Source organism: Flavobacterium ajazii (genome assembly GCF_010614725.1).
Taxonomy (GTDB): Bacteria; Bacteroidota; Bacteroidia; order Flavobacteriales; family Flavobacteriaceae; genus Flavobacterium; species Flavobacterium ajazii.
This window is the reverse complement of record NZ_JAAEHL010000006.1, coordinates 32912-49375: the sequence shown is the minus strand read 5'-3', so window position 1 is coordinate 49375 and position 16464 is coordinate 32912. Positions and strand designations below refer to the sequence as shown.

The following is a 16464-nucleotide window of genomic DNA, read 5'->3' as shown; positions in this document are numbered from 1 at the left end:
TATATGTTTGCAATAAATTTAAACATCAGTCATTATGAATCCAATCAAACATTTTGCATCGTTACTCTACTTTGCCGTCGTATTTGGTATTATAGCTTATACTATTTTTTTTCTAACATTCTTATCTGCCAAATTGTTTGGTAGCGATGGGCAATATATCATAAAAAATGGTAATTCGACTTTAACAATGGGAAGTAAAACTTCTGAAGGCTATTATGTGCCGGCTATACTGACTTTACAAATTCCTGATTCAATAAGGAAATATAAAGGGAGTTTAGGGGTTTATGCAGGAGATTCTTATCCTCAAATTACCAGCACATATCTAAAGGATAACAAAATAGCAAAGGCTGTAAACATCTATAACGTCAGTTCTGAAAACAATCATGCTCCAGTGGGGGCCGATGGAAGTGGAGCTTATCTGTATAAACAAGCGGGCAGATTCAAATTTATAAAATATGTTTCGCAGGGAGATTCATCATATTTAAAGATATTGACAAAAGAGTCTTTTGTCAACATCATGCTTGCTCTAAGAGAGCATCTGAATAGTGTCTTTTTGATTCTAAAAATGATTTTTTTAGCTCTTATTTTAAGAGAACTGGCTAAAGAAATATATTTTTCAAAACTTCTTTCGATTTATATCAAAAGATTAGGATATGTGTTTCTCTTTTCGCAATTAATCCCTGTAATTTACTGCTTTCTTGATATTAATTTATTTGGTAATATAACTGTCGAGCCACAAATTTTAACATCTTTGCAAAATACTTACTTCGAAAATATTAAAGTTTCGTTTAATCCAACTATAGATGTACAATTTTATGCAGTACTTTTAGGAAGTATTTTGGTAATGCTAACCAAACTGATTGAGAGGGGAAGATTATTAGAAGAGGACAATGAATTAACTATTTAAGCTATGCCAATTATTATCAACTTAGACGTAATGCTCGCTAAACGCAAAATGCGATCAAATGAACTGGCAGAAAAAATCGGAATTACAACAGCTAACCTTTCGATATTAAAGACCGGAAAAGCAAAAGCAATTCGTATTTCAACTTTAGAAACCATTTGTGAAATACTAGAATGCCAGCCGGGAGATATTATGGAATATGTAAAAGAATGAAAAGAGTATTCTACAAAAAAAGCCAGACGATTAGTCTGGCTTTTTAATTATTCTTAAATTGTCTTAATCAACTAATACAATTATTTTGTTGTCTTTCATCTCGATTGTTCCTGACTTAATCCCTAAAGTATAAGTCTGGTCGTTTACTTTCGTGAATTTATCTGCTACCTCTTTAGAAAAACTGAAGCTAGGAGCTGCAATTTTAATTGTTCCTTTTTCTAAAATAGAAACAATCGGCGCGTGGTGATTTAAAATCTGAAAGCTTCCATCAACTCCTGGTAAAGTAACTGAAGTAACTTCTCCTGAAAATAATTTCGCTTCTGGTGATACTATTTCTAAAATCATCTTTTTTTAGTTATGATTTATAAGTTATGAGTTATAAGTGAGATGAACTCATAATTTATAACTCATAATTCACAATTAATATTATGCTTCAGCTAACATTTTCTCTCCAGCTTCGATTGCATCCTGAATAGAACCTTTCAAGTTGAATGCAGCCTCAGGAAGGTGGTCTAACTCACCATCGATAATCATGTTGAAACCTTTGATAGTATCTTTAATATCAACTAATACTCCTGGGATACCTGTAAATTGCTCCGCTACGTGGAATGGCTGAGACAAGAAACGTTGTACACGACGAGCTCTAGATACAGAAAGTTTGTCTTCTTCAGATAACTCTTCCATACCAAGAATCGCAATGATATCCTGAAGTTGTTTGTATTTTTGAAGAATTTCTTTTACTCTTTGTGCACAGTTGTAGTGCTCATCTCCTAAGATATGTGGAGTTAAAATTCTTGAAGTAGAATCTAACGGGTCAACCGCAGGGTAGATACCTAACTCAGCAATTTTACGAGATAATACAGTTGTAGCATCTAAGTGTGCGAAAGTTGTAGCCGGCGCCGGGTCGGTTAAGTCATCCGCAGGAACGTAAACCGCTTGTACAGATGTAATAGATCCTTTGTTTGTAGATGTAATACGCTCTTGCATAGCACCCATTTCAGTTGCTAATGTTGGCTGATAACCTACCGCAGATGGCATACGTCCTAAAAGTGCTGATACCTCAGAACCTGCTTGTGTAAAACGGAAGATGTTATCAACGAAGAATAATACGTCTTTTCCTTGATCAGATCCGGCTCCATCACGGAAATACTCAGCGATAGATAATCCTGAAAGTGCCACACGTGCACGAGCTCCAGGTGGTTCATTCATTTGTCCGAAAACGAAAGTAGCTTTAGACTCTCTCATTCCTGGCATATCTACTTTAGATAAATCCCATCCTCCATTTTCCATAGAGTGCATGAAATCATCACCATATTTAATAATTCCTGACTCTAACATCTCACGAAGTAAGTCATTTCCTTCACGTGTTCTTTCACCTACTCCAGCGAATACTGAAAGTCCACCGTGACCTTTTGCGATATTGTTGATCAACTCCTGAATCAATACTGTTTTACCAACACCAGCACCACCAAACAATCCAATTTTACCTCCTTTTGCATAAGGTTCGATCAAATCGATTACTTTGATACCTGTAAATAAAACTTCAGATGAAGTTGATAAATCTTCGAATTTTGGAGCTTGTCTGTGAATTGGCAAACCATTTTCTCCAGTTTTTGGCAATTCACCTAAACCATCAATTGCATCTCCAACAACATTAAATAAACGTCCATATACATCTGGACCGATTGGCATTTGGATTGGATTTCCAGTTCCAACTACCTCATATCCTCTTGACAAACCGTCTGTAGAGTCCATAGAGATTGTACGAACAGTGTTTTCTCCAATATGAGATTGTACTTCTAGAACTAATAATGTTCCATCTTTTTTAGTGACTTCTAGGGAATCATAAATTTTTGGAAGTTCAACATCCTTACCGTTGAAAACTACGTCAACTACTGGTCCAATGATTTGAGCAACTTTTCCTATTACTTTTGACATTACTTATGTGTTTATTAAATAGCTATTTAGGTTTATCGAAAATACCTCTTTTTTCAGAGCGCAAAGATAATTTTTTAAAATATAAAATCAATATTTTTTTTATAAAAAATACTTAGTTTTTTGTTATACTCTTAAAACAGTCAGTTTTAATATTTAAAATAACAATTTTTATTGATGCAAAAAAAGCCACTGCATTTTAAAGATGAGTGACTTTTTACTAAAAAAATTGGCGTTATTATAATGTTTTTGGATATAGAATTTGATATTTACCTACATCTACACCTTTTAAGTTTGAGCCGTATTTAGTATTGATTGCTTCAATAAATTTGTTAGCAATCAGGGCATATCCTCTTGGAGTAGGGTGAACTCCGTCTAAAGAGAACATACCACCTGTAACGAATGTTGCATTTAACGTAAAGTTATTCATTGAAATTCCATTTGGTTTGTTTAAATCAGCCATAATTGATTCTGCATCAACAATCGCCAAGCCATTAGATTCAGCAGCTGCTTTTATAGTCGCATTGTATGCTGCAGTAGCAACTCCAATTTCTGCCACTTCAGTAGGAAGTAAGACATATCTGTCTGGTAAAGGAAAAGTAACTCCCAATTGTGATAATGATGGAGATGGAGAAGCGATTCCGTCAGCCGCAACAGTTGGTATTTTTCCAATTCTGGAAGAAGCTCCTAAACAAATTAAATCTGTAGGCAGTGCTTGTCTGGCTCTTCCGAAAATCTGCCCCATTACTGTAGCAGTAGGAGTATCTAATCCTCCACCGATTAAAACTGCTTTTAAATTTGCTGAAAGATCAGGCAAAGTTTCATCTACAATTAATAAAGGATTGTTTCCTGTTGTAGTCAAAAGATTAATTCTGCTTCCTTGCCCTAAAAAGGCCAAAGCGTTATGTAACGGTGCGTACAATTGTGCATTCAATGTATTAACCAAACTAACTCCGCCAGAACTTAAATTGGCTTGAGTAAGTTGATTGTAAGCAATAACATGAAAATGAGGGAGAGTTGTAATAACGGGTAAATTAGCCACAACTCCTTTTCTTCCTCCGACAACAAGCTGTGCAACTAAACCTTTATAGGCTGCATCAAAAGTTGCAGGAGGTGTTAAAGGATTTACCGCTGGATCTCCGCCGGCAGTTGCATATCCTAATTCGTCATTTCCTCCAATCCATAAAGAGAAAAAAGTGGGATTTTGACTTAACGCATCTGCTAAAACTGTAGTCGTTGCACTTGAAGCAAAACGGGCAAAATAAGGATTTGCTGTTCCTGCAGTTATTCCTGCCACGCTACCGTAACCCGGTGCCAGCAAATGGAAACTTTTAGCACCAGGAACTCCTAAATTATTAAATGTTCCAGACAAATGTGCTGTTACTTCTGTTGTTGGTGTGCCTGTAACAGAAACAGGAGTACTGGTAGTAGTATCAAAATACAAACGTGGTCCGGTGATCACATTACCACCTAATAATAATCCACCAATATTGTCATTTGTAAATGGGGTTGTAAAAGTGCCTCCTCCTACGGTAGCAAATTGCTGTGCTAAAATATTTGGGTATGCTCCTTCCTGACCTTTAATGAAAAGGGCATTGTCGCTAAATCCTGCAGCAAAAGAATCCCCTAAGGCTACATACTTTGAGAAATCTGCAGTTCCTGAAGTTAACGGTAATCCATCAGATGAGTTGTCGTTTTTTACGGTCTCATCATCACTGTTACAGGCTGCAAAGGCTAAAGAAATCAATAACAGCCATTTGAAATTTTTTATCATAATTTCTATATTTTAAATTATTGCTTGTCGGGGTTTTGAACAAGTGAAATAATGTGTTGATATTGTGTTTTTATTACGGATTAATTGTCCAGGAAGCAAAATATTGTTGACCGATTAATCCTGCTCCAATTACCTGAGTGTATTCTTTTCCTCTCAGATTTGATGCTCCTAATTTAAAAGTGGATTTTAACTTTGGTAAGCTATAGTTAATTTGTGCATCAATTACAGTAGCCGATTCAATTGTGCCATCTGCAAAAGTTGATTCCCACTCGTATTCGCTGTTCCATCTTGCGCTGACATTAAAGCCAAAATTTTCAAATAATTTCTCATTTCCAATGGATGCTTTGAATCTGTGTTTTGGAGTGTTGAAACCGGCTTCAAAACTTGGATCTTTTGACTGATCAAAATCAAATTGAGCGTAATTATAGTTTAATCCTAATTCAAAATCAGCAATTATTTTTCTTGAAAGTCCTACACCAAATCCAAGTGAATGAATTTCTACGTCTGAGTTTGTATATATTTGATAAGCTCTGTATTCTCCATTCTGAAGGGCTCGTATTGATTGAGCTCCTGGATCCGTTACAGGAAATGAAATTGGTAAGCTTGGATTATCCTGAGCTGTTCCATAATAAGTAGAAACAACATTCAGGTTGCCAATAAAATCATTATAAATATTGTAATATCCGTTTAGATCTATTGAGAAATCTTTAAAAATTGAGCGGTATCCTAATTCAAAAGCTTTTACCTGTTCCGGTTTTACGTAATTGGCTCTTGTTTTCTTTAATAATTCTGCTGCAGCTGTTGGGTTAGTTCCTGCCATTGCGCTAAATGCTTCAACCGAACTTGCAAGATAAGAGTTGTTATAAGCATCATCTCCTGTCATAATTTTGGTTGGGCTGTTGTTTTCATTATAGCTTTGTCCTTCCGCACTCAGTGTAAAAGTTTCGCTAAATCTGGTCAGGTTATCTGGTGCAGAACCTATTAATACAGCTCTACCAATATTAAATCCTATGTATTGATCCTGTGTGGTAGGGTTTCTGAAACCTGTCTGGAATGATCCCCTGAAGTTATGGTTTTTCTTTTCTCCTCCTGAATATACAAGGGATAATCTAGGAGAGTAGTTTCCGTCAAAGTTTTTAGATTTATCGTAACGAATCGATCCAGTAAATTTTAATCTTTCATCAAGAAATCTTTTTGTTAGTTGAGTATAAGCGCCATATTCGTTATAATTAATAGGGCCATCAGCATCTGTGTAAATTCTTCCGTGAGAATTTAACTCATATAATCTATAAGATCCGCCTACCTGGATTTCGGCAAATTTTATAAGGTCTTTAAAATTGTAATTTGCATCTGAATGATAAATTTTGGAGTTGTCTACCAATTTTGATCCGGATAATACACTTTCATCGTTGATTACCTGGTTAAATGCGTTTTGAAATTCTGGTGTTCCAGGTAGAAAACGACCAGTATCAGCTGTTGTTCTTGCAGCTGCATGAGCCTGTTGTGGAGTCATACCTGCTAAAGTACCCTGAATGTATGCTCCGGCATATTGTCCAAACCAGGTATTGTCATCTTTCCATTTTCTGTTTACATTGATTCCGGTAAAAACCATATCGTATGAATGTCCACCATCTTCTGTTGTCATGTATCCTCTTAAGAAAAAGTTCTTTCCTTTAAACTCTAATTTATGCTGCTGCATAAAAAAATCATTTAAATAATATCTGTTCGCTCCCTGATAAACAGCGTTTCCAAAACCAAACTTACTTTGCCAGATAATTTCAAGTCTTTCGTCTCCAAAAGGTCTTCCATGGAATGAGAAATCTATTTTTGTATTTCCTGCTTTGTTATTGGTAAGATCTGTTTCGTTATATCCAGTTCGGCTTACATTGCTGTTGGGTAATAAGTTAACAGCTCCTGTAGGTATTATTCCCATTGCAGCTAATTTTTGTCCTACTACTTTAATGTTTGTGGTGGCTTCGTCTCCATAAACATTTATACCGTCATAATTTGGGTCTGTTCTGTCTATGCCTGCGATAGTTTTATCATTATAATTTGTTGCATACCAATCTGTAGCTTCCATATAAGTAAAGTTGGCTTTAGCTGCAAAATATTTATTAAATGCATGAGCAAATCTTACGCCCAAATCATAGTAATTATTTGTTCCTGCTGCATCCTGAGAAGTCATTCCGTATTTAAAATATGCAGAAACTCCCTGATGGGTAAATGGACTTTTACTGTTCATGAACAAGATTCCGTTAAAGGCGTTTGCGCCATATAATGCTGATGAGGCACCCGGAAGCAATTCAACGCTTTGAGTGTCAATTTCTGATACTCCAATCATATTTCCTAAAACGAAATTTAATAATGGTGATGAATTGTCCATTCCATCAACTAATTGAAGAAAACGCGTATTGGCTACTGTAGCAAATCCTCTAGTGTTAACAGATTTAAAAGTCATACTACTGGTATTCATCTGTACTTCTTTTAAATTTTCTAAGCCATCATAAAAAGAAGGAGAGGCTGTTTTTTTAATATCCTGAATACCCATTCTTTCAATAGTTACAGGTGATTCTAAGATGCGTTCCGGCGTTCGGGATGCCGAAACTACTATTTCATCGAGTTTGGTTTCTTCTTCTTTTAAAATCACACTTACATTTTGATTTGCTGATGTGATGTTAATTGATTTAGTTTCGAATCCTACAGCTGATACCTTAATTGTAAAAGGAGGCTTGGCATTTGTGTTTAATTTAAAGGTACCGTCAAAGTCCGTTGATGCTCCAGTAGAGCTTCCTATTACGTTAATATTGGCACCGGGAATAGATTGTTTGTTGTTGTCTGTAACAGAACCGGTAACAGTACTCTGCGAAAATGATAATCCGCTGATAAACAACATGATTAGTAAGTATGCTCTCATTGGTTAGTTTTTTGTTAGTTCGTATAGCCAAAATACAAATATTTTTAATATTAATAAAAAAACGTTAAAAAAAATTAATATTTATCATAAAAATACAGGTAATTATGAGTATTTATTAGGCTGTTTTATTAAATTTAAATCAAGAAAGAATTGATAAATACGGTAATTAGTATGCATACATAATAATTTTAAGAAAAAAACTGAATTAATCTTAAAAATTAGATTGATAATAAAAAAGTTTGGCAATAAAAAAAGCGGGATGTTAAAATCCCGCTTTTTAATATAATTATTTTAAAATTACTCTACAGTAACTGATTTCGCAAGGTTGCGAGGCTGGTCTACATTGCAGCCTCTCATTACGGCAATATGATAAGATAAAAGCTGTAAAGGAATGGTAGTAATTAGAGGAGATAATGCATCCGAAGTTTCCGGAATTTCGATAACATAATCTGCTAATTCACGTACCTGAGTGTCACCTTTGGTTACGACAGCTATGATTTTACCACTTCTCGATTTGATTTCCTGAATATTACTTACAATTTTATCGTAATGACCTTGTTTAGGAGCGATTACAATAACAGGCATTTGCTCGTCAATTAATGCAATTGGTCCATGTTTCATTTCTGCGGCAGGATATCCTTCTGCGTGAATGTAAGATATCTCTTTTAGTTTCAATGCGCCTTCTAATGCTACTGGGAAATTATAGCCGCGTCCTAAGTAAAGACAGTTTGGAGCGTCTTTGAAAGCTGCTGCAATTTCTTTGGCTCTTTCGTTTGTTTCTAATGCTTCTGCTACTTTTTCAGGGATTATTTCTAATTCCTGTAAAAAGGTATGGAAATCAGTATTTGATAAAGTCCCTTTCGCTTTTCCTAATCTTAAAGCAATCATTGTTAAAACTGTAATCTGAGTAGTGAATGCTTTAGTCGAAGCTACTCCGATTTCAGGTCCGGCATGTGTATAAGCACCTGCATGGCTTTCTCTTGAAATCGATGATCCGACTACATTACAAACTCCAAATACAAAAGCGCCATTTTCTTTTGCCAGTTTGATAGCTGCCATTGTATCTGCTGTTTCTCCTGATTGAGAAATAGCAATTACCACATCATTTTTATTGATGATTGGATTTCTGTATCTAAATTCAGAAGCGTACTCTACTTCAACGGGAATACGTGTGAATTCTTCAAATATATATTCGGCTACTAAGCCTGCGTGCCATGAAGTTCCGCATGCCACAATAAGAATTCTGTTAGCATTCAGGAATTTTTCAATATTATCTTCAACGCCGGCCATCTGAACGATTCCTTCATTTGCATGCAGTCTTCCTCTGTAGGTGTCTTTGATAACATTTGGCTGCTCATAAATTTCTTTCAGCATGAAATGATCGTAGCCTCCTTTTTCAATTTGCTCCAAATTCATCTGAAGTTCCTGAATGTACGGATCAACTAATGAGTCATCTTTTATTTTTCTGACTTTAAGAGGTTTATGTAATCTGATGTTTGCCATTTCACCGTCTTCCAGATATACTGCGTTTGAAGTATATTCAATAAATGGTGAAGCATCTGAGGCAATAAAGAATTCATTTTCCCCGACACCAATAGCCAGTGGGCTTCCTAATCTCGCTGCAACAATTTCATCAGGGTTTTTTTTGTCAAAAACAGCAATAGCGTAAGCTCCAATTACTTGATTTAAAGCAATCTGAACTGCTTTTCCAAGTTTTATATTTTCGTTTTTTTGAACTTCTTCAATAAGATTTACTAAAACTTCAGTATCGGTATCTGATTTAAAAGTATAACCTCTCTTAATCAACTCTTCTTTAAGAGGAGCATAGTTTTCAATTATTCCATTGTGAATAATAACAAGTTCTCCTGAATTAGAAAGGTGAGGGTGTGAGTTTACATCATTAGGAACTCCATGAGTTGCCCAACGAGTATGTCCAATTCCGATAGTTCCGTTATTTGTGAAGTTTGTTTTTGCTTTTTCTTCAAGATCCGAAACTTTCCCTTTTGTTTTACAAAGTTTGATGTTTTCCTGGTCGTATAACATTACGCCGGCACTATCATAACCTCTGTATTCCAGACGCTTCAATCCTTTGATAACAATAGGATAAGCCTCTCTGTGTCCTATATATCCAACAATTCCACACATATATTATTTATTAATTTGGTTTCGTGTAGTAAATTTCAAATTTTAATCTTTTAGCATAATTATTTGTATCACTTTGAGGAATATTACTTCCAAATAATACAGTTCCTAACGGATTCATTACAGAAGCTGTTGGGATTTCAGATATAATTTTATTAATCGTTTTGGTTTTATCAAATTTACTGGATGTTATCGTATTAATATCTTCTGTAACGACTAGTCCTAATTTAACATTGGTAACATCGGCATTTTTGATAAGATTTCGAATATGATTGGTAATTCGTATTTTATATGTAGTTCCTCTTTTATTTGTATCTAAATTTATAATACCACTAAAAACTGTTCTGGATTTTTTAGTATCACCTGTAAGGCTTGTTGTTCGGTCAGCGGAATAATCGGCAAGTATAGTATTGTTATCGAAATCATACAAATAAATCCTGTTTGGTTCAGGAGTATTTGCCATTTTTTCCGAATCAATGGTGAATACTAAATTAGCTTCGTTAGCTATCCATTGGTTAGTTGTAACATTGTTTCTGATTCCATCTAATTCATCTGATACACCGTTTGGAGTGTTTACAAATACGCCGTTTTCATATCTGCCTAAATCAGTTTTGTCAAAAAGCTCAATAACAGCCATAGATCCTTGTCCTCCTTTTAGATATAGCCTTTCGTCTTCTGTAGTATCATTTGCAGTTGCGGTTGTGTAATCAGATGTTGAATTGTTTTCCTGTAACAAACTTACCGTATTACCAGTTAAATTTATTACAAGTGTTTTTGATTCCATTTCTGTTTCAGCATCAGTTGTTGAAGCAGTTTTAGCTTTATAAAAAATAGTTATTTTCCCGGATTTAAAATCCATCATTGCCATTCTTCCAGGAAGTGTGCCTGATTTTTCAACTTTAAAATACAATCCTTTAAAATAGTTTTTAAATACATCATCAGCAGCTAATTTGCTTGCTGGAGCATCGAAAATTTTAGTTTTAAAAAAATCTTTGTTCAAATGTAAGCGCATTTCAGGCTTGATTCTTTTAATAACTTCAGCAGTAGTTTCTGTTTTTGGAGTTGTTTCTTTTATCTCTTTTGGGCTAAATAAGAATTCGTCGTTTTCTGACGCATCATCTACAATTGTAATGTTTCCAGCATCGTCTTTTATAGTTTTTTTAGTTCTGTCATTTAATCTAGCTCCTAACGCTTCAGATTGTGTTTGAAAATCGCTGTTTCTGTCAGTATTATAAAATTTGTTTAAATCATAATTGCTGGCATTATAGGTATTTAAGAAAATACCGGATTCGTAAACGCTTAATTTAAGTCTTCCCGTTTCAGGTCCATAAATAGAATCAAGAACATAAGTTGAACTGCCATCCTCTGAATTAAAGACTGTTTTAGTTGGATCTATGAAATAAGGTATATTTAATGTTACACTGTCAATTACAGCTCCTTCACCAATGGTTGGTGCATAAGAGGCTAAGGCAACCTGGGTGTTGAAATCTGCAGTAGAGGTTCCGAAAACTGGATTGTTGTAAATTCCTAAAGCATTTACAGCTAAATTATTTGTAGCTGTTGGAGTGACTTTTTGATTATAAGCAGTTACTGTGTAAGGTTCTGCTTCTAAATCAAAATGATTGTCTCCAATTAAATCATCACCTATAGCATTGAATTCTTTATCACATGAATAGAAAAAGGCGACTGTTACTATTAATAGAATTTTCTTAAAAAAAGAAGTATTATACATGTTTGATATAATGGTTAAAATTTAAAGACCCATAGTTTTGTAGAAATTTGTATAAGCATCAGCAAATACATCTTTCGCGACGAAAGGTAAAAAAGGTTTTCCTGAAGATTCTATAAATTTTGTTAAACTTGGTGATACATTTTCAGATGCAATAATTACAGCATCAGAATGTAATACGCTTGCTTTTAATATGTTTTCGTAATTAGGTGTTTCTAAATCAGCGACTGACTCATGTGGGACACCGTCAAATTTTACTTTATTTATAAATTCTAAATCTAGGTTTTCGTCAAAAGATTGTCCGTAAACTGAAGTCACAATCTTAGTTTCAGAAAATAGGGCTTCATTCTTATAATAATGTTTCATATAAATCGGCAGCATAGCAGCGAGCCAACCATGAACATGAATGATATCCGGAACCCAGTTTAGTTTTTTTACAGTTTCAACAACTCCTTTTGCGAAAAAAATTGCTCTTTCATCATTGTCAGGGTATAAAACACCCTCTTCATCGGCAAAAGTTGCTTTACGTTTAAAATATTCATCATTATCAATAAAATATACCTGTATTCTTTCTTTAGGAATAGAGGCAACTTTGATAATCAGAGGCATGTCTAAATCGTTCACTACCAAATTCATCCCTGAAAGTCTGATTACTTCGTGGAGTTGGTGCCTTCTTTCATTAATGTTTCCGTATCTTGGCATGAAAATTCTTATCTGACCGCCCTGGTCATTTATCATTTTCGGCACGTCATAAGACATTAATGAAACCTCATTTTCAGCCAAATAAGGCACGACTTCAGATGATACATATAATATCCTCTTCTCTTTCATAATAGTATTTTACTTAATTTTTGGTAATAAAAACGTTGCAAAATTACAAAATTTTATGCAGTTTATAACTAATATATTATGTTTGCACAAATTTTAATAATACCGCCATGCATATTTTCTACGGCAAAGCAGCACTGAAAGGATATTTAAAAACTATCAAAACTGCAAATTCAACGATAGGTTTTGTGCCAACTATGGGTGCTTTACATCAGGGACATCTGGCTTTAATGCAACGTTCACTCAAAGAAAATGATGATACTGTTGTGAGTATTTTTGTCAATCCTACACAGTTTAATAATCCGGAGGATCTCGAAAAATATCCCCGCACTCTCGAGGAAGATGTGAGAAAAATGAGAGGACTGAGTGATAAAATGATTTTATACGCTCCTTCTGTAGATGATATTTATGAAGGAAATACGATATCTGGCTCATTTGATTTTGACGGACTAGAAAATCAAATGGAGGGAAAATTCAGACCAGGGCACTTTAATGGGGTTGGAACTATAGTAAAACGTCTTTTTGAAATTGTAGAACCTACCAATGCTTATTTTGGGGAGAAAGATTTTCAACAATTACAGATTGTAAAAAAACTTGCTGAAAAGTATGATTTGCCTGTTAATGTAGTAGGCTGCCCTATTTTTAGGGAAGAAAATCAATTGGCAATGAGTTCCAGAAATGAACGGTTAACTGTTGAAGAACGAAAGGAAGCAGCAATTATCTATAAAACCCTTACTGAAGCAAAAGAAGTATTTCAGACGAAAAGCCCACAGGAAACTGTTGAATTTGTAGAAAATTCTTTCCGGGGGAATGAAAGATTTGATTTAGAGTATTTTGTAATTGCTGACGAATCGACATTATTACCTATTGAAAATAAAATTATAGACAAAAAATACCGTGCATTTATAGCAGTATTTGTTAATTCTATCAGACTGATAGACACCATATCATTAAATTAAATTACCTTTGCAAAATGCAAATTCAAGTTATAAAATCAAAAATTCATCGTGTTAAAGTAACCGGGGCCGATCTTAATTATATTGGCAGTATTACTATTGATGAAGCCTTAATGGATGCCTCAAATATTATTGAAGGCGAAAAAGTATCTATTGTAAATATCAACAATGGGGAACGTTTTGAAACTTATGCTATTAAAGGCGAGCGAAATTCAGGTGAGATAACCCTGAACGGGCCTGCAGCCAGAAAAGTTCAAAAAGACGATATTATTATCATTATTTCGTATGCAACTCTGGAATTCGAAGAAGCAAAAACCTTCAAACCATGGATTGTTTTTCCTAATGAAAATGATAATTCACTGACTTAAAAACTCTCTTCGGTTTTTAAATTTACCCTTCATTTATGATTTGTCAAAATCTTTTTGGACAAAGCCGGTTTCTTTTGTCCTAAATTTCTTTGATTTTAAAATTACACTTTGACAAAAAGCAAATAAAAGTATTATATTGGTACCATAATTTTAATACTTTTTATTTCCCAAATCATGAAAAAAGTTTGCTTATTACTTACCCTAATCTCTATTTCAGTTTTTTCACAGAAGAAATTCGATAATATCAAATCTGAAAAACTTGGAAGCGAAAGGAGAATAACCATTGGTCTTCCGGCTTCTTATGAAACCAGCCCTTCTAAAAAATACCCTGTTTTATATCTGCTTGATGGAGAATATTTGTTTGACCCTTTTTCCGGAGCTGTAAATTATGGAGTTTATTGGGATGATTTGCCAGAAATGATTATTATCGGTGTTCATCAAAATAATGATGGTGAACGTTATGATGATTCTACTATTGATCAGAATGCAGGACTGCCATTTGAAAAAGGAGCAGAGTTTTTCGAATTTATTGGAGCAGAATTAGTTCCTTACATTGAAAAGAATTACAGAACATCCCCTTTCAGAATTATAGCCGGACATGATATAACGGCAAGTTTTATAAATTTTTACCTGTATAAAGATATTCCTCTTTTTAACGGGTATATTTGTTTGAGTCCGGAACTTGCTCCAAAAATGGAAATACGTATTCCGGAGAAATTTGAAAAAGTAAAAAAACCGTTTTTTTACTACTTGTCTGCAGGTGACGGAGATATTAAAAAAATCAAAGAGCCAATAGAAAAACTGGACAGCAATATTAAAATTGCAAATAATCCTCTTGTGAATTACAAATACGATTTGTTTAAAAATTCAACTCATTATACAGAAGTTTTACATTCAATTCCGAGTGCATTGTATCACATTTTTGAGGTTTATAAACCAATTAATTCTGCTGAATTTAAGGATAAAATCGCTGTGTTAAAATCTGGTTTTGCAGATTACCTTGATAATAAATACAATACAATGTCAGAAGTTTTAGGAGTGGATATTCCGGTTAGGATGAATGATTTTAAAGTTGTTGAAAATCTTATCCTGAAAAACAATGCTTATGATGAATTAGGTAAAATGGCTGAAATTGCCAATGTTGATTATCCGCGTGCTATGTTGGGGGAGTACGAGCTAGGTTTGATGTATGAGAAAATGGGTGAGCCGAAAAGAGCATCAAAAAAATACCAAAATGCTTCGCAGATGGAACCAATTGGTGAGCTGACCAGAGATATGATGTATGAGAAAATTGATGAAATGAATACGCTCGCCAAAAAAACAAAATAATGGCAAAAGTTAAAACTTCCTTCTTTTGCCAAAACTGCGGTACTCAATATGCCAAATGGCAGGGGCAATGTAATGCTTGTAAAGAATGGAATACTATTGCCGAAGAAATTATTCAGAAACAGGAAAAAGTAGCATGGAAAAGTGAGCCGACTCCTGGCAACAGAGCGCCGAAGCCTTTAAAAATAACAGAAATTGATTCGGCTCAGGAAGTTCGGATGGACACAACTGATGGCGAATTGAACCGTGTTCTCGGAGGTGGAATCGTTCCGGGTTCTTTAACGCTTTTGGGAGGTGAACCCGGAATTGGAAAAAGTACTCTTTTGCTTCAGATATCTTTAAAATTACCTTATAAAACCTTATATGTTTCTGGTGAAGAAAGCCAAAAACAGATAAAAATGCGTGCCGAAAGGATCACGCCCAATAGTGACAATTGTTATATTCTGACGGAAACAAAAACACAGAATATTTTCAAACAGGTTGAAGCAATCCAGCCTGAAATTGTGATTATAGATTCGATTCAGACCCTGCATACGGATTATATTGAATCGACTGCAGGAAGTATTTCTCAGATTAGAGAGACAACTGCAGAATTAATCAAATTTGCAAAAGAAACCAGTATTCCGGTCATCTTAATTGGACATATTACAAAAGATGGAAATATTGCCGGACCAAAAATTCTGGAGCATATGGTGGATACCGTTTTGCAGTTTGAAGGCGATCGAAATCATGTGTACCGAATTTTACGTTCTCTAAAAAACCGTTTTGGCTCCACTGCCGAGCTGGGTATTTATGAAATGTTAGGAAGCGGTTTGCGTGAGGTAAGTAATCCGTCAGAAATATTGATTTCGCATAAAGATGAAGAGATGTCAGGGACAGCAATTGCCACAACTATGGAAGGTATGCGTCCGCTGATGATTGAAATACAGTCGCTGGTAAGCACAGCAGTTTACGGAACACCACAACGAAGTACAACCGGTTATAATGCCAAAAGATTGAATATGATTTTGGCTGTTTTAGAAAAAAGAGCCGGATTCCGACTTGGAGCAAAAGACGTTTTCCTAAATGTAACCGGTGGAATTTCTGTTGATGATCCTGCAATTGATCTGGCAGTTGTTGCAGCTATTTTATCCTCGAATGAAGATATTCCGATAACAAAAGGATTTTGTTTTGCCGGTGAAGTTGGTCTTTCGGGAGAAATTCGTCCTGTGAATCGTGTTGACCAACGCATTCAGGAAGCTGAAAAGTTAGGTTTCAACACAATCTTTGTGTCAAAATATAATAAAATTGCTTTAAAAAATACAGGAATCAAAATTGAACTCGTGGCCAAAATTGAAGATGTGGCGAGTTTCCTGTTTGGTTAGTTTTTATAAAA

General features: G+C 34.8%; 13 protein-coding genes. 6 read left to right on the top strand and 7 right to left on the bottom strand.

The window, feature by feature from the left end; translation table 11 throughout:
* Nucleotides 1-34: 34 nt before the first annotated feature.
* Nucleotides 35-907, top strand: a complete 873-nt coding sequence (locus GWR14_RS12105) for a hypothetical protein (RefSeq protein WP_163409281.1) — start codon at nucleotides 35-37, stop codon at nucleotides 905-907.
* 3 nt (nucleotides 908-910) lie between these two features.
* The gene (locus GWR14_RS12100; RefSeq protein WP_135222187.1) at nucleotides 911-1117 is read left to right on the top strand and encodes a helix-turn-helix domain-containing protein; all 207 of its coding nucleotides are present in this window, start codon (nucleotides 911-913) and stop codon (nucleotides 1115-1117) included.
* Nucleotides 1118-1180: 63 nt separating this feature from the next.
* Here GWR14_RS12100 and GWR14_RS12095 read toward each other — a convergent pair whose 3' ends face one another.
* The 7 genes from GWR14_RS12095 to GWR14_RS12065 all read right to left on the bottom strand — a co-directional run bounded on the left by GWR14_RS12095 (nucleotide 1181) and on the right by GWR14_RS12065 (nucleotide 12442).
* Nucleotides 1181-1462: a FoF1 ATP synthase subunit delta/epsilon gene (locus GWR14_RS12095; protein ID WP_163409280.1), complete on the bottom strand. Its 282-nt coding sequence runs from the start codon at nucleotides 1460-1462 to the stop codon at nucleotides 1181-1183.
* An 81-nt stretch (nucleotides 1463-1543) separates the two neighbouring features.
* A complete protein-coding gene (atpD, locus tag GWR14_RS12090) occupies nucleotides 1544-3055 on the bottom strand; it encodes a F0F1 ATP synthase subunit beta (RefSeq protein WP_163396342.1) in 1512 nt (503 codons plus the stop codon).
* Between the two features lie 235 nt (nucleotides 3056-3290).
* Nucleotides 3291-4826: an SGNH/GDSL hydrolase family protein gene (locus GWR14_RS12085; RefSeq protein WP_163409279.1), complete on the bottom strand. Its 1536-nt coding sequence runs from the start codon at nucleotides 4824-4826 to the stop codon at nucleotides 3291-3293.
* A gap of 73 nt (nucleotides 4827-4899) precedes the next feature.
* Complete coding sequence (locus tag GWR14_RS12080) at nucleotides 4900-7740, bottom strand: TonB-dependent receptor domain-containing protein (protein WP_163409278.1); 2841 nt, start codon at nucleotides 7738-7740, stop codon at nucleotides 4900-4902.
* 297 nt (nucleotides 7741-8037) lie between these two features.
* Complete coding sequence (glmS, locus tag GWR14_RS12075; protein ID WP_163409277.1) at nucleotides 8038-9885, bottom strand: glutamine--fructose-6-phosphate transaminase (isomerizing); 1848 nt, start codon at nucleotides 9883-9885, stop codon at nucleotides 8038-8040.
* A 10-nt stretch (nucleotides 9886-9895) separates the two neighbouring features.
* Nucleotides 9896-11614: a DUF4270 domain-containing protein gene (locus GWR14_RS12070; protein WP_163409276.1), complete on the bottom strand. Its 1719-nt coding sequence runs from the start codon at nucleotides 11612-11614 to the stop codon at nucleotides 9896-9898.
* Between the two features lie 21 nt (nucleotides 11615-11635).
* Nucleotides 11636-12442: a glycogen/starch synthase gene (locus tag GWR14_RS12065; protein WP_163409275.1), complete on the bottom strand. Its 807-nt coding sequence runs from the start codon at nucleotides 12440-12442 to the stop codon at nucleotides 11636-11638.
* Between the two features lie 107 nt (nucleotides 12443-12549).
* On the opposite strand from GWR14_RS12065, the gene panC reads away from it, so the two are divergent.
* The 4 genes from panC to radA all read left to right on the top strand — a co-directional run bounded on the left by panC (nucleotide 12550) and on the right by radA (nucleotide 16453).
* Nucleotides 12550-13398 carry a pantoate--beta-alanine ligase gene (gene panC, locus GWR14_RS12060; RefSeq protein ID WP_163409274.1) on the top strand — a complete coding sequence of 283 codons (849 nt, stop codon included), beginning with the start codon at nucleotides 12550-12552 and terminating at the stop codon, nucleotides 13396-13398.
* 14 nt (nucleotides 13399-13412) lie between these two features.
* Nucleotides 13413-13763, top strand: a complete 351-nt coding sequence (gene panD, locus GWR14_RS12055) for an aspartate 1-decarboxylase (protein ID WP_163409273.1) — start codon at nucleotides 13413-13415, stop codon at nucleotides 13761-13763.
* A 174-nt stretch (nucleotides 13764-13937) separates the two neighbouring features.
* Nucleotides 13938-15092: an alpha/beta hydrolase gene (locus GWR14_RS12050; RefSeq protein WP_163409272.1), complete on the top strand. Its 1155-nt coding sequence runs from the start codon at nucleotides 13938-13940 to the stop codon at nucleotides 15090-15092.
* On the top strand, nucleotides 15092-16453 hold the full coding sequence (gene radA, locus GWR14_RS12045; protein WP_163409271.1) for a DNA repair protein RadA: 1362 nt from the start codon (nucleotides 15092-15094) through the stop codon (nucleotides 16451-16453). The genes GWR14_RS12050 and radA overlap by 1 nt, the downstream gene beginning before the upstream one ends.
* The last annotated feature ends 11 nt before the right edge of the window (nucleotides 16454-16464 follow it).